The 19,108-nt window shown below is 39.0% G+C and carries 18 protein-coding genes; 11 read left to right on the top strand and 7 right to left on the bottom strand.

Annotation, left to right across the window (positions count from 1 at the left end; translation table 11 throughout):
• Window positions 1–44: 44 nt before the first annotated feature.
• Window positions 45–245: a hypothetical protein gene (locus EWM59_RS05900; RefSeq protein WP_130020016.1), complete on the top strand. Its 201-nt coding sequence runs from the start codon at window positions 45–47 to the stop codon at window positions 243–245.
• Between the two features lie 100 nt (window positions 246–345).
• Complete coding sequence (locus EWM59_RS05905; RefSeq protein WP_130020017.1) at window positions 346–738, top strand: acyloxyacyl hydrolase; 393 nt, start codon at window positions 346–348, stop codon at window positions 736–738.
• 110 nt (window positions 739–848) lie between these two features.
• Here the strand turns inward: EWM59_RS05905 and mtgA are convergent, their stop codons facing one another.
• Both mtgA and EWM59_RS05915 read right to left on the bottom strand, forming a co-directional pair.
• Window positions 849–1,631, bottom strand: a complete 783-nt coding sequence (gene mtgA, locus EWM59_RS05910; RefSeq protein ID WP_130020018.1) for a monofunctional biosynthetic peptidoglycan transglycosylase — start codon at window positions 1,629–1,631, stop codon at window positions 849–851.
• 60 nt (window positions 1,632–1,691) lie between these two features.
• Entirely contained in the window at window positions 1,692–2,576 is an 885-nt protein-coding gene (locus EWM59_RS05915) for a PhzF family protein (protein ID WP_165372112.1), read from the bottom strand.
• A 231-nt stretch (window positions 2,577–2,807) separates the two neighbouring features.
• On the opposite strand from EWM59_RS05915, the gene EWM59_RS05920 reads away from it, so the two are divergent.
• The 3 genes from EWM59_RS05920 (at window position 2,808) to EWM59_RS05930 (ending at window position 6,958) form a co-directional block, all read left to right on the top strand.
• On the top strand, window positions 2,808–3,923 hold the full coding sequence (locus tag EWM59_RS05920) for a DUF2911 domain-containing protein (RefSeq protein ID WP_130020020.1): 1,116 nt from the start codon (window positions 2,808–2,810) through the stop codon (window positions 3,921–3,923).
• A gap of 284 nt (window positions 3,924–4,207) precedes the next feature.
• Window positions 4,208–6,085, top strand: coding sequence for a M61 family metallopeptidase (locus tag EWM59_RS05925; RefSeq protein WP_130020021.1), 1,878 nt, complete (start codon window positions 4,208–4,210; stop codon window positions 6,083–6,085).
• A gap of 189 nt (window positions 6,086–6,274) precedes the next feature.
• Entirely contained in the window at window positions 6,275–6,958 is a 684-nt protein-coding gene (locus EWM59_RS05930; RefSeq protein WP_130020022.1) for a hypothetical protein, read from the top strand.
• 77 nt (window positions 6,959–7,035) lie between these two features.
• Here EWM59_RS05930 and hisC read toward each other — a convergent pair whose 3' ends face one another.
• Both hisC and EWM59_RS05940 read right to left on the bottom strand, forming a co-directional pair.
• On the bottom strand, window positions 7,036–8,082 hold the full coding sequence (gene hisC / locus EWM59_RS05935; protein WP_130020023.1) for a histidinol-phosphate transaminase: 1,047 nt from the start codon (window positions 8,080–8,082) through the stop codon (window positions 7,036–7,038).
• A gap of 135 nt (window positions 8,083–8,217) precedes the next feature.
• Window positions 8,218–8,985 (bottom strand): 3-hydroxyacyl-CoA dehydrogenase, encoded by a 768-nt coding sequence (locus EWM59_RS05940; RefSeq protein ID WP_130020024.1) that lies wholly within the window; start codon window positions 8,983–8,985, stop codon window positions 8,218–8,220.
• A gap of 147 nt (window positions 8,986–9,132) precedes the next feature.
• Between EWM59_RS05940 and hemF the strand changes: the two genes are divergently transcribed.
• The 3 genes from hemF (at window position 9,133) to EWM59_RS05955 (ending at window position 11,930) form a co-directional block, all read left to right on the top strand.
• On the top strand, window positions 9,133–10,029 hold the full coding sequence (gene hemF / locus EWM59_RS05945; protein WP_130020025.1) for an oxygen-dependent coproporphyrinogen oxidase: 897 nt from the start codon (window positions 9,133–9,135) through the stop codon (window positions 10,027–10,029).
• A gap of 38 nt (window positions 10,030–10,067) precedes the next feature.
• A complete protein-coding gene (locus tag EWM59_RS05950) occupies window positions 10,068–11,459 on the top strand; it encodes a chloride channel protein (protein WP_130020026.1) in 1,392 nt (463 codons plus the stop codon).
• 87 nt (window positions 11,460–11,546) lie between these two features.
• Window positions 11,547–11,930 (top strand): hypothetical protein, encoded by a 384-nt coding sequence (locus tag EWM59_RS05955; RefSeq protein ID WP_130020027.1) that lies wholly within the window; start codon window positions 11,547–11,549, stop codon window positions 11,928–11,930.
• A gap of 146 nt (window positions 11,931–12,076) precedes the next feature.
• Here EWM59_RS05955 and EWM59_RS05960 read toward each other — a convergent pair whose 3' ends face one another.
• A complete protein-coding gene (locus EWM59_RS05960) occupies window positions 12,077–13,825 on the bottom strand; it encodes a DUF885 domain-containing protein (protein WP_130020028.1) in 1,749 nt (582 codons plus the stop codon).
• 202 nt (window positions 13,826–14,027) lie between these two features.
• On the opposite strand from EWM59_RS05960, the gene EWM59_RS05965 reads away from it, so the two are divergent.
• A complete protein-coding gene (locus EWM59_RS05965) occupies window positions 14,028–14,849 on the top strand; it encodes a PKD domain-containing protein (protein ID WP_130020029.1) in 822 nt (273 codons plus the stop codon).
• Between the two features lie 219 nt (window positions 14,850–15,068).
• Here EWM59_RS05965 and EWM59_RS05970 read toward each other — a convergent pair whose 3' ends face one another.
• The gene (locus EWM59_RS05970; protein WP_130020030.1) at window positions 15,069–15,905 is read right to left on the bottom strand and encodes an AraC family transcriptional regulator; all 837 of its coding nucleotides are present in this window, start codon (window positions 15,903–15,905) and stop codon (window positions 15,069–15,071) included.
• Window positions 15,906–16,020: 115 nt separating this feature from the next.
• Between EWM59_RS05970 and EWM59_RS05975 the strand changes: the two genes are divergently transcribed.
• Both EWM59_RS05975 and EWM59_RS05980 read left to right on the top strand, forming a co-directional pair.
• A complete protein-coding gene (locus EWM59_RS05975) occupies window positions 16,021–16,893 on the top strand; it encodes a 3-keto-disaccharide hydrolase (protein ID WP_130020031.1) in 873 nt (290 codons plus the stop codon).
• Between the two features lie 27 nt (window positions 16,894–16,920).
• Window positions 16,921–17,331, top strand: coding sequence for a Dabb family protein (locus EWM59_RS05980; RefSeq protein ID WP_130020032.1), 411 nt, complete (start codon window positions 16,921–16,923; stop codon window positions 17,329–17,331).
• A 67-nt stretch (window positions 17,332–17,398) separates the two neighbouring features.
• Here the strand turns inward: EWM59_RS05980 and EWM59_RS05985 are convergent, their stop codons facing one another.
• A complete protein-coding gene (locus tag EWM59_RS05985; protein WP_130020033.1) occupies window positions 17,399–18,958 on the bottom strand; it encodes an FMN-binding glutamate synthase family protein in 1,560 nt (519 codons plus the stop codon).
• Between the last annotated feature and the right edge of the window lie 150 nt (window positions 18,959–19,108).

Genomic DNA, 19,108 nt, shown 5'->3' on the forward strand with positions numbered 1-19,108 from the left:
TTTCAAAATTAAAGTCGCTTTTTGCGTAAATTTTCCTACATGCAATGAATGCCAGACGCCTGAAATATACTGCATTGCTTACGCTGTTGTATGTAAATGTAACATTTGCCCAATATGCTTATCAAGATGAATGGTACCAAAATCCATTGGGCTTTCGTCCGCTCAATCTCCATACTTCTATGGCATTTTTTGTGCCCGCAGTAGTGGTAGGAGCTTCTGTTTTGCTTACCAAAAAAAAAAACTGATCTTAAAGACAGATTTAGTATTTATAATGAATCGGGATTTTCATGGGGATATAAATATCCACAGACCTTCATACCACAAAACAATACAGGTATTAATTTTATGTTGCGTAAATGGCTTTCTATTGGAGCAGATTTTGAGCTGGTATTTCCGAGAGATAAATTTAATAACAGCACAGGATTAGCTATTAAACCATTTGCTCGGTTCTATGCGCTCAACCGACCTGAATGGCGACTTTATTTTGAATCGGGTGGTGGATTGGTTTATTTCTTTGATGAGTTTCCGACCTCAAATGATCGGGATTCACGCCTGGGTACAAGGCTAAATGGCATTACTAAATATGGATTAGGGTCAGAAGTGAATATAACTTCTAAAACTTATTTGTTAGCAGGTGTCCGCCACCTGCATATTTCAAATGGCAATACAAGTGGTGTTGAACGAAATCCTTCGCATGATAGTAATGGTTTTTTTATTGGTTTTTCATACAATTTGTAATAGCATTCTATGCAAAAAACAATAGGTTGATGTTCTTGCACTTAGTAAGTTTTGGAAACATTATTCCTATCCTATCGGTGGTGGGGCATTCCGACTTTGCGAGAAAAAAATCAAAACCTCCTCAACCCACTCAGATACGCAGGCCCGCCCAAAGCACGCATCTGTCGGGAGATTTGCCCGGTGCGGCGCACTACATAAGGCCCCGGTTTAGAGATAGACCATTTTCTGGGGCTTGGCAATACGGCCGCTATACGGGCTGCCTGGTCACGGGTCAGGTTAATGGCAGATTTTCCATAATAGCGTTTAGAGGCTTCTTCCACACCAAAGGTCATATCTCCCATTTCGGCCACATTAAGATATACCTCTAAAATTCGTTGTTTCCCCCATATCAATTCTATCAGCACTGTAAAATAAACCTCAATGGCTTTTCTGATATAACTACGGGTTTGCCACAAAAAAACATTTTTGGCTACCTGTTGAGAAATGGTACTGGCACCCCTGATTTTCTTGCCTTTCAGGTTACGTTTATAAGCCAGATTCATCGACTTAAAATCAAATCCATAGTGTTCCGGGAAAAGCTGGTCTTCAGCAGCTACTACAGCTAAAGGTGCTTCTTTTGATATTTTGTCATAAGATGTCCAGTCGTAATAAATCTCACTGTCTTTCTTTTCATAGATGGCCTCAATTTTTCTTGAGAGCATGGTAACTGTAAATGGTATGGGTACAAATTTGAAGAGAATAACAGCCCCGATGGAGGAGGTAAAGAAAAATATAACGAACCTGATAAATGTACGCCTGAGCCTGACCCAAATAGACGCTAATCGGGATTTGGCAGGGTTATGCGATACTTTTGCAGGAGGTGGGGTTTTGCTTCTGAATGTGTTTTTAGCCATAAGGCGTAGGTTAAATGGTTAAGCGTGCTTAGGTAATACAAAAATCGTAAAATTTTACATCTACACAAACCATTTTCCTTGTGCTACCAATTGTACTTTGCCACCTACCTGAAGTGTATAGTTACCTTCCTGATTTAATTCGCCTTTGATATTAATCAGCGAAGGGCGTTTCATTTCATAACCCTGTTCTACCAGTTTATGAATCATCGGTAGTTCATGTTTAAGCAGATAGGCCAGTAAACAGGCATTGGCACTTCCGGTGGCGGCATCTTCTACTATTTTATCGTTTTCCAGGCAAAACATACGGGCATGTAAATGATTTACTTGGGCATGTGTTTCGTCGGTGAAAACAAAGAAGGCAACGGTCAGTCCATCAGATGAATTGGTTTTATACAATTTGTTTTCTGTCAACCATTCTTTTACCGCCACATCTTCTAAATAGACTTCCTGTACTGCTCTTAAAGTTTTTACCGGAACAATCAGATAAGGCAGTCCGGTTGAAACCAATTGTATAGGCCATGTTTCGTCTATATCTTCCGGTTGAATACCTAATAACCGTGCTAGGTCAGTACCAAAGGTTTCACCAAAAGTCGGATTGTTGATTTCGAGCCAAAGTGTTTCGTTTGCTACATTTACAGGTACTTTTCCTATTTTCAGATTCAGCGTTATGGCTGTATCTGACTCTTTCATTAAAACAAAGGCTGTTCCCAGCGTTGGATGTCCGGCAAAAGGTACTTCGTATTCGGGCGTAAATATTCTGACATCATAAGCTCCCTCAACGGTTTTATCAGACATGATAAAGGTTGATTCCTGAAAACCGATTTCACGGGCAATGCGCAACATCTGTTCATCAGTCAAGCCATTGGCATGATGAAAAACAGCTAATTGATTCCCCTGATATTTCTGTTCAGCGAATACATCGACAATCGAAAAGTCTACTACCATAACTATATCGTTTAAGATTGGCAAAAATAAAGTTTTTATGTAGAAATTAAGGCCGAAAGGTGAATTTGAAGTGTAAAAAAGGTGTATTTGCTTATTATCAACGAAATATCCCCAAAAATGGGTGAGCGTCCACATATTTTTTTTTAGTTAATTGCCGTCCTTGTTCAAATCCTGAATAACTTCAATACAAAACTGTATCATAACTATTATTTAATCAACAATCTCAAAATCATGAAAAAGACTGTTTTAATGACTTTTGCCATGCTATTGGCAGGCTTGATAACCTACGCCCAGGGCGACCTGACTGCTGCGCCTGATGGAGGAAACAAAAAAGCGACAGTATCAGAACAAATTGGTATAGCTAATATAACCATTACCTATGGACGTCCGGGAGTTAAAGGACGTGAAGGCAAAATATGGGGTACTCCCGTAGCACACTATGGCCTGGTTGATTTAGGCTTTGGTACAAGCAAGGCTTCTCCGTGGCGTGCAGGTGCTAACGAAAACACTACTATCCGTTTCTCAAACGATGTAAAAATAGAAGGTCAGCATTTAGCGGCAGGTACTTATGGTTTCCATATCATTTTAGGCGAAACTGATAATACCCTGATTTTCTCAAAGGCCAATAATTCGTGGGGAAGTTTTTATTATGACCCTGCGCAAGATGCCCTGCGTGTAAATGTAAAAAGCCAGCCTTTAGATAAAAGTGTAGAATGGTTGAGATATGAGTTTATGAACCAGACAGAAAATTCGGCTATTATTGCCTTACTATGGGAAAAACGCATGATACCCTTTAAAGTAGAAGCCGATATACACAAAATTCAACTGGCTTCTTTCAGAAACGAATTGCACACCAAGCCAGGTTTTAAATGGCAGTCTTTTGTGCAGGCGGCTAATTATTGTCTGCAAAATAACATAGAATTAGAACAGGCACTTCTCTGGGCCGATGAAGCCATTACGGCTCGTTTTGTAGGAGAAAAGAATTTTCAGACCCTGAGTACGAAAGCAGCCGTATTGGCTAAACTGAATAAATCAGCAGAAGCCAAAGCAGTAATGGATGAGGCAGTGCCGATGGGAAACATGATAGAGCTACACCAGTATGGCCGTCGGTTACTGGGTATGAAACAGCCACAGGAGGCACTGAAGGTTTTTAAAACCAATTATCATAAAAACCCGAATCAATTTACTACCAATGTTGGTTTAGGTAGAGGATACTCGGCCGCAGGAGATTACAAAAAAGCACTGGAACACATGAAAGCAGCCCTGACACAAGCCCCTGATGATTTGAATAAAAACAGTGTAGAAGCTATGATTAAGAAATTAGAAGAGGGGAAGGATGTTAATTGATGTTAAAAAAGGGCCTCTCCAGATAGACAGCGAATAGAATTCACTGTCTAAGATAACAAAGGTTTGTTTTACATGTATAAGCAGACTTAAGTCTGCTTTAAATACAAAAATTGTTCATTTGTTTCTTTAGGCGGCGAATTCTATTCGCTGTCGTTATCGATGAAGATAGTCCTTTAATACCTTTTGTTCCTTCGGTCTATTTCATAGTCTCATACGAATTGGTAACTTTGCACGTTTTTATGAACCAAGTGAGTTTTATTTTAACAAACTATAATCAAATATTTATGAAAAAAATAGCGTATATGCTTCTGACTATGGCCGTAATGACGGCTTGTACCAGAAAAGCATCTGTGAGTACATCTTCCACGCAAAAAGATAATCTCTATCAATTCTCTGTTGATTTAACTAAGGTTGAAAACGATAAATTAGAGGTTACGCTGATTGCCCCGAAAATCAGTACTGAAGAAATAACCTATTTCCTGCCTAAAATCGTACCGGGTACCTATGCCAATTACGATTTTGGTCGTTATGTATCAGACTTCAAAGCTTACAATGCTAAAGGCGAATTATTATCGGTCGATAAGGCCGATGTGAATAGCTGGACTATTAAAAATGCCCAGAGCCTTAACAAAATCACTTATAAAGTAGATGATACCTGGGATTCGCCTGAAATTAAAGGAGAGAAAATCTTTGAACCTGCCGGAAGTGATATTGATGTCAACAAGAAATATGCAGTAAATACTTTCTGTTTCTTTGGATATTTTGATGGTATGAAAAAAGTGCCTTATCAGGTGTCATTTACCAAGCCTTCTGGTTTTTATGGAGCTACCTCAATGAACTTTGCTTCTACCTCAGCTACAAAAGATGTATTTCAGGCAGATAATTACATGGATTTATCTGATGCGCCAATCCTTTATACGCAACCAGACACAACGGTTTTGAAAATCGGTGGTGCCGATATTTTAGTGTCGGTATTCTCACCAAACAAAGAGGCTAACTCTAAAGAAATTGCTGCTAATATTAATTCTCTGCTGAATGCACAGAAAGAGTATTTAGGGGGTAAATTACCTATTCAGAAATATGCCTTCTTGATTGTCTTGTCTGATAATCCGAATCTGATGAGTTATGGGGCTTTAGAACATTCTTATTCATCGTTCTACTATCTGCCTGAGGCTACCTCTAAAGAGCTTTCGCAAACGGTGAAAGATGTAGCTTCGCACGAGTTTTTCCATATCCTTACGCCTTTGAGCATTCACTCTGAAGAAATCGGTGATTTTGATTATAATAAACCTAAGATGTCGAAACACTTATGGTTGTATGAAGGACTTACAGAATATGCTGCCGGACATATGCAGATAAAATATGGTCTGATAGAAATGCCGCAGTATCTGGATATGTTGCGCCAGAAAATGACAACCATGAAAATGATGAACGATAAGTTGCCATTTACTGAAATGAGTCTGGGCGTATTGGATAAATACAAAAACCAGTATATGAATGTATATAATAAAGGTGCCTTGATTGGCCTGTGTCTGGACATCAAACTGCGTCAGTTATCAGGAGGTAAGTATGGTACACAAAACCTGATGCGTGATCTGGCTAAGACTTACGGTAAATCACAATCATTCAAAGACAACGAATTGTTCGATAAAATTACATCTTTGACATACCCTGAAATCGGTGATTTCTTTGCAAAATATGTAGATGGACCAGAGCCATTGCCTTTGAGCGAAACGCTGCAATTGGTTGGTGTTGAGTACTTGCCTGAGGCTACTATCAAGAAAATCAGCCTCGGAGGTATCAGCTTAGGATTTAATGCCACAACCAAACGTATCAAAATTGGTAACGTGAGCAAAATCAATGAGTTTGGTAAGAAAATGGGGTATCAGTTGAATGACGAAATTGTATCATTGAATGGTCAGCCATTTGATATTCAGAAAGCTCAACATATTCTGGACGAATATAACAACAATACCAAAGAGGGGGATATGGTAACTATGGAAGTAGCCCGTAAAAACAGCGAAGGTAAAGAAGAAATTATTAAATTGTCTTCTCCTGCTATGGTAGTAGATGTAACCGAGAAAAATGTATTGAAATTGGTTGATACCCCAACAGAGACACAGTTAAAAGTAAGAAAAGACTGGTTGAGTACAGAAAAATAATTCAGGTAGTCCAACCTTTTTATTAGAGTAACAGTCAAGGGTGTAAAAGCGATTTTTACACCCTTGTTTATTTTATAAGAATCCGGTTGAACTATTGGACTATATGAAGAAAATAATTGGGCTGTGAAATTAAACTCGTGAGAGGTCGTTAACCATTTTTGTTTGGCCTTTATACCCCTAAAAAAGATTGTGAGTAAAGTAATCAAGAAAAGCCTTATTTATTCCCTCGTCGGGATAGCTGCTGTTGCCTGTACCAATGTTGTTCCTGCTCCTGCCGTTTTTGAGTATGCAAGCGAGCAACAAGCCGCCAGAGTTGCTGATAAACCAACTATCAAACCGCCTGTCAGAAACAATGATGAACTGGCAGTTCCGATAGATACCCTGACAACGGCTGTAATACATAATGATTCAGGGCAGCATATTTTTAATTTTTATGCGGTTACGCCACCTGATATTAATTTCGATTTTCCCTCGCACAGTGTGGTTATGATGCCCGTTACCTATGTAGGGGTCGATAAAGGCGTAGCTAACAGTTATTGCGAATACTGGCTTTATACCAAATCAGGAGAACTGGTGTGTTATTGTAAAAATACTATCAGTGGTTTGCATCCGGTCTATGGCAATAGCTTTAATACAAACAACCACCTACCTGAGTTTACCAAAAAGATCGGTTACGGAGAGTATCGATTGGTGTACAAGAATATCTCTAAAGTACCTGTAAAACAGGATTTAATCTTTGGACTGATTGCCAACAACGGAAAAGACCAGGTTGATACCAAAGTACTGAGCGGAGAAACAAAGGAGTTCTGGATTACTATCTATCCATCTACCAGTGAGTTTAAGATGAATAATAATAATAAGGAGCCGATGTGATTTAGGAATATTAAAACGTAGAGACGTGTGGCTTACCATGCAATTGCAAACCACACGTCTCTATTATTTCAATAAAATTAATACCCTTTCAAAGCCTCTACCAACGTGCTATTCTCGGCATCAGTGCCGATAGAGATACGGATACAACCCTCGCATAGCTGAACATTAGAGCGGTCTCTGGTAATGATTTTTCTATCAATCAGGTATTTGAAAATTGCTTTGGCATCGTCAAATTTTACCAGTAGCTGATTTGAGTCTGTTGGATAGATATGTTTCACTATAGATAAATCACCTAAAAGATTAATCAGATTTGCCCGTGCTTTCAGAATTTCTTTCACATAATTATTCTTCTTTTCTTCATTATCCAATGCCTCTAAAATCAAGGCTTGTGTAACCGCATTGAGGTTATAAGGATACTTGATTTTATTAAGAATCTTAATGAGGTCTTCCGAAGCAAAAGCCATTCCGAAACGGAGTGCAGCCAATCCCCATGCTTTAGAAAATGTCTGTAATACTACCAGATTAGGATAATTATCTAATAATTTGGTAAAAGATTCTTGTTCGGTAAAGTCGATATAAGCTTCATCTACAATCACCAGACCCGTTTTGAAATTTTCTAATAACTGAATCACCGATTCACGTTTTGCTAAATTTCCCGAGGGGTTATTAGGCGAACAAACCCATATCAGTTTGGTATGCACATTCACAGCCGCCAATACTTTATCTACCTGTATCTGAAAATCGGGTGTAAGCGATACCTGCACCACGGGGGTATTCTGAATATCGGCACATACCTTATACATACCATAAGTAGGAGGCATTGTAATGATATTGTCCTCCTTTGGCTCGCAGGTAGCACGAATCAGTAAGTCAATCGCTTCATCTGACCCGTTCCCTAAGAAAATCTGACTTGGGCGTACCCCTTTAATAACCGCCAGTTTTTCTTTGATTTCTGCCTGATAAGGGTCTGGATAACGGTTATAATTGCCCGTAATAACAGCCCCGAAAGGGTTTTCGTTGGCATCTAAAAAAATACCCTCTTTTCCGGTATATTCATCACGGGCAGAGGCATAAGGGGTTAAAGTCAGGATATGCGGACGAATAATATTTTGTAGTGAGAACATATTTATTGAGTGATTTTTAATTGTGAATAGTGAATTGCGAATTAGCGAATAATTGGATTAAAAGATATGTCATTATTCCTAAAAGGCAAATTAGATTCGCTAATTCGCCATTCGTTATTCACCATTAAAGGGTGATTACTTCGGAGCCATCCTGATTGCGCCATCAAGACGGATTACTTCGCCATTCAGCATAGCATTTTCTACAATGCTTTGTGCCAGTTGTGCATATTCATCAGGACGACCTAACCGTGAAGGAAAAGGTACTTGTTGTCCTAAAGATAATTGCGCTTCTTCGGGTAATGAGGCCATCAATGGAGTTTTAAAAATACCCGGGGCAATGGTCATGACTCTGATGCCGTTTCTTGATAAATCACGAGCTATCGGCAAAGTCATAGCTACAATTCCACCTTTAGAGGCCGAATAGGCCGCCTGCCCGATTTGCCCATCATAAGCAGCAACCGAAGCAGTATTGATTATTACACCTCTTTCTCCATCTTCGTTAGGCGTATTGTTCGACATCTCGAAAGCTGCCAAACGAATCATATTGAAAGACCCCACCAGATTGATATTAATAATTTTCTGAAAATGTGCTAATGAATGAGGCCCTTCTTTGCCAACGGTACGGGCAGGTGGGGCAATTCCGGCACAATTGACCAGTATATGAATAGCCTTGAAACGAGCAATAGCCTGGCTCATCACCTTTTGCGCATCTTTTTCCGACGATACATCACATTTTACAAATTTTGCCTTGCGGCCGAGTTCGCCTGCCAGTGCCTTGCCTTTCTCCTCATTCAGATCCACAATAATGGCGTTTGCTCCGGCTTTGACAAATCTTCTTACTACTGCCTCTCCTAAGCCTGATGCGCCTCCTGTAACTACGGCTGTTAGTCCTTTTAACTGCATAGAATAATTTAGTGATTTAGTGATTGAGCGATTTAATGATTAAAATATCACTCAATGTATTCTTAGCTTATTTAGATAAAAACGAAAATTATTATTGGTAGCTCTGCATAGAGAGCTAAATTTGCCACAAAATTTGAAAAGAATCTTATGTTATCCAAAGAAAATATTGCAGAATACTTCCAGACTCTGCAAAAGACTATTTGCCAGGCTATAGAAAATACAGATGGTAAAGGGAAATTTCGTGAAGACCTCTGGCAACATCATAGCGGTGGGGGCGGACGTACACGTGTGCTAACCGACGGAAATATAATTGCCAAAGGCGGTGTAAATTTCTCGGCTGTTTCAGGAGAGGCATCAGAAGCTTTGCAAAAGCAATTGAACCTGACCGAAAAAGCAGATTATTTTGCTACAGGTGTTTCTATTGTACAACATCCTGTGAACCCTATGGTGCCAATCATTCACATGAATGTACGATATTTTGAATTATCGAATGGTATTTGCTGGTTTGGTGGGGGCATAGACTTAACTCCGCATTATGTGGTAGAAGAAGATGCCCGCTGGTTTCATCAACAATTAAAAGCGGCTTGCGATAAACATTCAGCAGAGTATTATCCGAAATATAAAGAGTGGGCAGATAATTACTTTTTTATTCCGCATAGAAACGAAACCCGTGGGGTAGGAGGCATATTCTTCGATTATCTAAAACCGAAAGACGAAACTCCCAAAGAAGATTTATTTGCTTTTGTACAATCGGTAGGAGAGAGCTTTGCACCTGTTTATACCCACCTGATGGTAAAGAACAACCAATTACCTTACGGAGCGCATGAAATCAACTGGCAGATGCTCCGTCGTGGGCGTTATGTAGAATTTAACCTCGTGTGGGACAGAGGTACAAAGTTTGGCCTGGAAACCAACGGACGTACAGAATCTATTTTAATGAGCTTGCCTCCGGTGGCTAATTGGGTATATGATTTTCAACCTGAAGCAGGAAGTGAAGAGGAAAAGACTTTAAGTTTATTGAAGAAAGGAGTTGATTGGGTATAAGACAACCGTGTCAGGGTGACATAAACAATTTTTTAGGCATGAAGTATAAGTTTATCAGGAAAAATCTGAATACCATTAAACGCGTAAAGCGTATAGCAGAGCCTATAAAAGAGTACTTGAAAAATAGATTTGACTCTATTTCTAATGCCAAATTGAAACAAAATCTGCTTAATGCCATACCCTTTTGGATAGGAGCTTTAATTACAGGTGTTGTGGCAGTTATTTATGCCAAACTATTTCTGATAGCTGAAGAAGGTACGCTATATCTATTACATCTGAATAAATGGTTGTTTTTTGCTGTAACTCCTCTATGTTTTATTGTGTCTTGGTGGTTAGTTAACAAATATGCGCCTTATTCAAGGGGGAGTGGTATCCCTCAGGTAAGTGCCGCTATCGAATTGGCAAATCCGAAAAAATATTATCTGGTAAGTAAACTATTAAGTATCAGGGTATTATTGATTAAAATAATATCAAGCCTGATAATGGTTTTTGGTGGCGGAGTGGTCGGTAGGGAAGGCCCTACGATACAAATAGCTGGCTCAATCTTTAAAAAGATTAATGATTGGTTACCTGAATGGTACCCGAAAATATCTAAAAAAAACATGCTGATTACAGGGGCTGCATCAGGGCTGGCGGCAGCTTTTAATACGCCTTTAGGCGGAATTGTATTTGCTATTGAAGAATTAACCAAAACGCACTTCAGCTTTTTTAAATCGGCTTTATTGACAGGAGTAATTATAGCCGGTCTCACCGCACTGAATATTTTAGGCCCATATTTGTATTTAGGGTATCCGAAAGTCAATCATCTTTCCTGGTGGATTATCTTTCCGGTTATTATCTGTAGTGGTCTTTCAGGGTATCTGGGTTGTACTATGACCCGCATTATTCTGTTTGTATTAAAGAAAAAAAGTGTTCTGAACACCAACGTCAAAAAAATGGGCTACTGTGTAGTAGCAGGTTTAATTATTGCCACACTCGGCGTTTTGATAAATGAAGAGACTTTTGGTACAGGCAAGGAATTGATGCAAACCACGCTGCTTACCGATAATAAATATGTAGAGTGGTATGTGCCACTTTTAAGATTCTTTGGCCCGATTATCTCTTTTACAAATGGTGGTGCAGGTGGAGTTTTTGCTCCTGCTTTAAGTGCCGGAGCGAGTATCGGCTCTGCTGTAGCTGAGTGGTTCAGCCTGATAGATTCAAATGCAAATCTGATTATTTTGTGTGGTATGGTGAGCTTTCTTACGGGTGTTACCCGCAGCCCTTTTACTTCTGCTATTCTAGTCTTAGAAATGACTACAGCCGAAAGCATTATATTTTATCTGATGATGGCCGGATTGACAGCCAATCTTGTTTCTTCACTGGTAAGTAAACATTCTTTTTACGACCAGATGAAAGACCAGTATCTGAAAGAACTGGAAAGTGAATAACCCTCTGGGCCCAATGATATGTCTATGCTCGTCAGTAAACGTGCATGGCACGGTTACTTTAGCCAGACATCAATAAATATCATAAGGATGAAAATTGAATTAAACAGAAAATATTTATCTAGTTTGAAAGCAGATACTGACTTACATTCAGGTGGTTTGTTTTTTTGTATTATCTATCAGAACTGCTTAGAGTTTTTTGAAAATGGTAAGGTAGAATACACAAAAAAGTTAGTTGATGCTTTTAAACCGATGGACGATATTGATATAAAACATTTAGAAAACTATAAAATTATTGGTGAGTATTCATATAATCAAAGAGGATATTTAAAATGTGAATTTGAAGATATATTTTTATCACTTACGGGACTGCCAACAGAAAAAGACCCAACTATTATACCATTTCATGTTTATAACGAGAGATTTTCACGCTCGTCGGGTGATGTATATCACTTAGAAAGTTCAAATCTATAAACTCCACCTTTTAAATATTTTCTCCTTATTTCATGACTCAGTATTTAAACTTATTCAAAAAATGATAGTTTGTCTGGGCGTCTAAGCCTGCCATCGTGCGACGACCGCGGTCGTTCTCGGATGAGTATAACCGTGACACACTGGGTTTATTCCTTCGGCTTCTTATTCAGTTCCTCCTCAATGTACTTGTCAACCATTTTCTCTAAAATAGACATGGTAACTGTTCCTTGCGATAATACTAAATCATGAAATGCCCTTACATCAAATTTATCTTTTAAGAGTGTTTCGGCTTTTTTGCGTTGGGTTTTAATCGTTATTTCTCCGATTTTATACGCTAAAGCTTGTCCGGGCCAGGAGATATAGCGGTTAATTTCTGTATTCACTTCATGCAGTGAAAGGGCAGTATTATCTGCTAAAAAACTCACAGCCTGGTCTCTTGTCCAGTCTTTGTCGTGGATGCCCACATCAATCACTAACCTACAGGCACGCCACATTTCGTAGGTAAGGCGACCAAACAGGCTGTAAGGGTCTTTATAAAGTCCTAATTCATAGCCTAAAAATTCGCCATATAAGCCCCAGCCTTCGCCATAGGCATTTACATATAAATTTCTTCTGAACTCTGGCAGGTTATCTAATTCCTGTGTAAGAGCAATTTGTAAATGATGTCCCGGTACTGCTTCATGTAAGGTCAATGCTTCGAGTGTATAAAGCGTACGGCTTGGCAGGTTATACAGGTTTACCCAATAGTTTCCGGCATTTTTTGATTTAATGTTGGCACCACTATACCGCCCTGCGGTATAAGTAGGTGCAAGATAGTCGGGTACCTGTACTACTCCATAAGGTTGGCGAGGTAATTTCCCGAACAGAAGCGGGAGCTTACCATCAATTTTTTTGGCAATAAAAGAAGCCTCTTTCAATAATTGTTCGCCTGTGGTTGGGTAAAACTTCGGGTCGTTTCTGAGGTAATTGATAAAGTCTTTGATAGAGCCCTTAAACTTAACCTCATCAAGCACCTGTTGCATTTCTTTTTTGATGCGCTCCACTTCTTTCAGTCCAATAGTATATACTTCATCAGGAGTCATATTGGTAGTGGTATAATGCTTTACTTTTTCGGCATAGAATTTTTTGCCATTCGGGAAATGCGATGCCCCTAAAGTAGTCCGGGTTTTTGGATGGTATTCTTTCTCAAAGAAATCGCTGATTTTCTGATAGCTTGGAATCACGCTTTGCTCAATCTGCTTTTTACCTTCGGCCTGTAATTGTTTCCATTCTGTATCAGTAATAGCAGCCGGTTTTTGTATAAAAGGCTTCCAGAAAGCAGATTTCTCATAACTATCTACAATCTGGCTATTATAAGTAGCTTCATAGCCTTTGAGGGCAACACTGGGTTGCGAAATACCTGAAGCCAGACCTTTCCGCATTAATACGAGATTCTCATCTACAAACAGTGGGATGCCTTTCAATGAGTTAAGGTAACGTTCGAACTCTTTTTTGGTTGAATAATTGCCTGACCCCATACCCGGTAAGCCAGTATGAAAACCTGCATCAGCCAGAATGGGGTTCAGATACTCTTTGTATTCGTAAGAGATAATTTCATCATTCAAACTATATTTCAAGAGGGCTACATTAATCTGGTCGTCAAAGGTCAGACTGTTTACATCAAGACTATTCAGTTTATCGTATTCTTTTTTATGGAACTGGTATCTGCGCAGAAAATCTTCTTCACGGTTTTTGCCAAACGGATAAGGCGAGTTAGCAGGGTCGGAATCAGATTCCTGTTTATTAAATGCCTTCATTTCTTCAAGCACAGTTTTGATAACCGTATTTTGTACAGCCTGCGAGAAAGCCGATGAAGCATAAAGGCATAGCCAGCTCAGGAAAAAATATTTTTTCATGGAGTAGTTTGTTGGGGTAGTTTTCAGAATCCGAAGATAAGGAAAAATTGAGAGAAGGTAGAATTTGTTGGAATATTTTGGCTCAAAAGTTATTTCCGTAAAATAACAATATCACCGCAAAATAAGGAAAACCTCAAAGTACAAATAGAGGAATGGATAGAAGATTTTACATTTGTTTTCTGTCAGAAATTTCGTTGTGACCATGAAAAAACTATTTTTATTCCTTAGCATATTCTTCATTCTCTGGAGTTGCCATAACAAAAAACAGGAGGTATCGCCTTTACCCGATGCTACATTCACCGTAAGCGTAAATAATAATAACGTTGCTACCTTTAGTTTTACTGCTAATAAGAATGATATCTATACTTTTGATTTTGGCGATGGAGAAAGGCTAACAGGTATTTTAGACTATATAGGCGCTAATGAATTAATGGAACATAAGCATATATACCGAAAAAATGGAAATTTTACTATCAAATTGACGCTCTATAATAAGTATGGTTCTGACCAGAAACAAAAAATTGTTGATGCAAGGAATGCAAGCGTAGCAGATTTCAGCTATGAGGTATTAGCAAACGGAAAGTTAAAGTTGAAAAATTTATCTCAAAATCCGAGATATGGTCACAAATGGTTAATTGGAGATACTTCTTATAACGGGAGTTACTGGTTTTACACCTCTACAGAGCAAGACCCTATTGTTAATATTGATTTGAATGGAAAATATCAGATAAGACTTGAGGTGCCGGGGGAATATTCTGCCAGTATGAAAGAGGATACAGTATATATAAAAAATGCCAAACGTCAAATGACATTTTCAGGACTTTATAAGGGGAAAACCGCAGAATTATCGATAGACGGAACGCTTTTTCATTATAAGGGGATTACTACCGGAGGAATAATGTCTCCATATGGTTTGTCTCAGCAATTGTGGGAAAGTACCAGTTCACACATAGTATATTCTAAATTTTATAATTTTCCTAATGATAACTTGTTGCAACCTCTTTCGAAAGAGGGGCAATATTAATTTATTAGACAAAATCTGTCGAAAGAAAAAGACCCTGACATTATTGAAGTGAAGGAAGAATATTTGAATCGTGATTTTTATAACAATACGCAACTTTTTTTTCCGATAGCTTTTTGGGTTAAGTATAAAATCAAAAACGAACAATTGGATGGAGAATTAAAAGTCAGGATAATGGTTTATGGTGTAAGATAGTTTGTCTGGAGATAAAGCATGGTGTTTTCAATCCCTTTTCCTAAAAGCGGTGGGTGTGCTGCCTGTAAATTTCTTAAACTGTTTGCAGAAGTGGCTTTCATCGGTATAGCCAAATTCATCGGCGATTTCTGAAATAGTTAACTGGCTGAAAAGCAAGCGTGCTTCAATCAACTTCATTTTATGTTTGGTAATATACTGTTTAAGCGATTCTCCGGTATGTTTTTTAAAAAAGATACTGATGTAATCGGGCGCATAATTAAATACATCGGCTAGATGTTCAATAGTCAGTTCTGACGGATTGTAGATATGTTGTTTAATATACAGCAGTATAGCCTCTACTGAATCTTTTAGTACAGGACTGGTGGGCGACTGGCCAAACAGATTGCGGGCCAGAATAATCATCATGCTTCGCATAATGCTGTTGCGGATAGTTTCAAAATATTGAGATTGCTGATTTTCACTCTCTTCTTCTAACACCCATAATAGATGGTGTAGCTTCTTTCGCTCATTTTTATCATGTACTATCGTTCCACGGCTCTGAGAAGAGGTATATAACAAGGTTTTCATAATCTGTTGCCAGTTATGGTCTTTTTCCTCAATCTGATTGGTATAAATCGACTCATTGAAACGAATAAAACAAAACTCAGTTATTTCATCAATCTCAAAATGATGGTAGTCTTCAGGCCCTAAAAGAAAAATATCTCCCTCTGCATATCTGAATTTATTGCCATTGATATTATGGGTACCATTGCCTTTAAGTATAAAAATAATCTCAAAATAGGTATGCTTATGTACCGAATGTACCCATTGGGTAGCCTCAAAATGATAGATGCTAAAGGGTGTATGCAGAATATATCGTTTCATGCTTGATTATTACTAAAAAAGCACCAATATATATTGGATTTTTACAACAAACAAGAAGCCTCCGTAAATTAGTTTTGCAGTGTTAACCTGATTCTTTTATTAAATACACTTGCATATGAAACACCTGTATCTGCCATTTATGATAGTAATTTCTGTTATTTTGCTTCCTTCAATCTCTAAATCGGACGAGTGGACGCCTCTTTTAGATAAGAATTTAAGTCAATGGGAAAACTACTTGAGTTATGCACATAAGAATAATTATAATGGAAAAATACCGACAGATTTAACAGGTAAGCCTATTGAGCCTGTTGGTTATAATAATGATAAAACAGGTGTATTTTCAGTTTTAAATGAGAAAGATGGCCCGGTTTTACGGGTAAGCGGCGAAATATACGGTTGCCTGTTTACCCGTCAGTCATACGAAAATTATCATCTGAAATTGCAGGTCAAATGGGGAAAACAGAAGTATGAACCAAGAATAGATAAATTGCGCGATTCAGGTATTCTCTATCATTCCATCGGAGAAGCAGGCGTAGAATATTTTCGCTCATGGATGCTTTCGCAGGAGTTTCAGATTATGGAGGGGCATATGGGTGATTTCTGGTGTCAGGCCAATTCAGCCATTGATATACGCTCTTTTCCGGCAGAAGGGATTATGAACAGGGTTGCAGACGAGAAACAGCCATTCGGTACATTCAAAAGTAAAGGAGACTATTATTGTATGCGCTCGGGAAACTACGAAAGCCCTGCGGGCGAATGGACGACGCTTGAACTCATTTGTTTCAATGGGAAAAGCCTGCACATTGTGAATGGACACGTAGTAATGGTTCTGCAAAATTCACGCTATATCCAGCCTGATGGTAAAGAAATTCCTATGACCAGTGGTAAAATACAACTGCAAAGTGAAGCGGCTGAGGTATTTTACAGAGACATAAAAATTAAACCACTTACGGCCATGCCTAAAGCTTATGAAGGCCTTTTTCTCTAAACAAATAAAGATTTAAATTAAAAGTCAATGAAAAAAACGACACGTAGAAAATTTTTGCAGACAACTGCATTAGCTTCAGTAGCGGCCGCTCCGGTTTTTGCTTCTGATAATAATAAAGCCAAAGAACTCTTTGTGCATCATGTGTACTTCTATTTGAAGAATCCGGGTAATGAAGCGGATAGAGCTAAATTAATAGAAGGGTTAGAAGTACTATCGAAAGTTCCGGAAATCAGAATGGTGCATATTGGTACACCTGCCAGTACGAACCGAAGCGTCATAGAACGAGGCTATGCCGTTTCATGGTTATTATTTTTTGATAACCTCGAACAGGAAGAAATTTATCAGAAACACCCGATTCATCTGAAATTTATTGAAGATTACTCACATCTTTGGGAGAAAGTAATTGTATATGATTCAGTGGGAGCGAAGAGAGGTTAAGCAAAAACGCTCTTGTGTAAATGGTATATTATTGGCACAAGAGCGTTACAAAAGACTATTCCCCTACTCAATGCTCTCCCTTTCCTCCTAAATAAGGGTTATCTAACAATTTTTGAAAGCCTTCAAATTTTACAGGTGTTTTCTGATACTGGTAGGTGGTGCGCAACGATTGCGTACGGTTATTATCACCCATTGCCACATCAACGTCGTCCATCATAAACTGGCTTGGGTGTTCGTAGCCGCAGGCATGGCATATTTCCAGTATCTCTTTGGTCATGGTTTTCAGGTAATTATAGAGCCTTTCGCTTTTTAAAGTGGGGTCTAAGCCTGACTGTAACCATTTATTTTGTGTGGCTACTCCTGTAGGACAGGTATTGTTATGGCAAACCTGCGCCTGAATACAGCCGATGGAAAGCATAGCTTCACGGGCTACATTCACTACATCGGCACCCATCGCAAAAGCCATAATAGCAGTGTCGGGTAAACCTAATTTCCCCGCACCCATAAACGTTATTTTTTCGGTTAAATCTCTCTTCTGAAAAATTCGGTACACCGACGAAAACGCATAGACATAAGGCAAAGAAACGTGGTCGGCAAAACTTGGCGGAGCCGCACCTGTGCCTCCTTCACCTCCATCTATATTAATAAAGTCAGGGCCTTTGCCGGTCTTTTTCATCAGGTCAGCCAGTTCTTCCCATAACTCTAATTTTCCTACGGCTGATTTGAGACCTACGGGTAGGCCGGTAGCATCTGCCATTTTTTCAATGAAATCAATCATTTCAGGTACATTCGAGAAAGCGCTATGGCTGGCCGGGGAAATAATATCTTTGCCAATAGGCACGTGTCGAATTTCGGCTAATTCGGGCGTTACCTTAGAGGCAGGTAATACTCCCCCTTTACCGGGTTTAGCTCCTTGCGAGAGCTTTAATTCAATCATTTTAATTGCGGGGTTCGCTTTACATAGCTTCACCAGTTTTTCCATCACAAAATTGCCGTCGTCGTCTCGCACACCAAAATAGGCTGTTCCGATATTTACCACCACATCGGCCCCTTTTTTATGATAGGCAGATACGCCTCCCTCACCTGTATTATGATATGCCCCGAATTTGGCAGCGCCTATGTTTAACGCTTCTATGGCCGGAGCCGACAACGAACCAAAGCTCATACCCGATATATTGATAACTGATTTAGGTAGATAAGGGTGTTTACGGTTATGGTATTCGCCGATAACCTTGGCTGACGGGCATATATAAGGATTGGCTATATTCGGATGACCTTCGGGCAGTTTGAAGGGTAATAAAGCAGGTTTAATGAAATTATAACCTGCGGTGTGCATATCCTGGTCGGTACCAAAGCCCTGAAAGTTGTTTTCTTTTTTAGAAGAGGCATAAATCCAGGAACGTTGCCGACGATTGAACGGAAGTTCTTCCCGGTTATTGGCAACAATGTACTGACGGAATTCGGGGCCGATGCTTTCGATGAAATAGCGCAGATGTCCAACCAGCGGGAAGTTATGAACAATCGTATGCTTTTTTTGCGATATATCTCTGAGTGCCAGTAAAACGAGTATCAATAGCAGATATACCCACCAGGGAATATTACCTAAAAATTCTAATAGGGTCTCCATAAGTCATTTTGTAGTGTTGAATTTAAGAGTATGTTTAGCCTGAATATGTTAATACAACGGTTGAATGTATAAGTTTTTGATAGACCAATAGTAATATGTTGCATTAAATTCGTATTAATGAATGATATTTGGCAAATAATTACCTTTTAT

This window comes from Emticicia agri (assembly GCF_004168285.1).
Classification (GTDB): domain Bacteria; phylum Bacteroidota; class Bacteroidia; order Cytophagales; family Spirosomataceae; genus Emticicia; species Emticicia agri.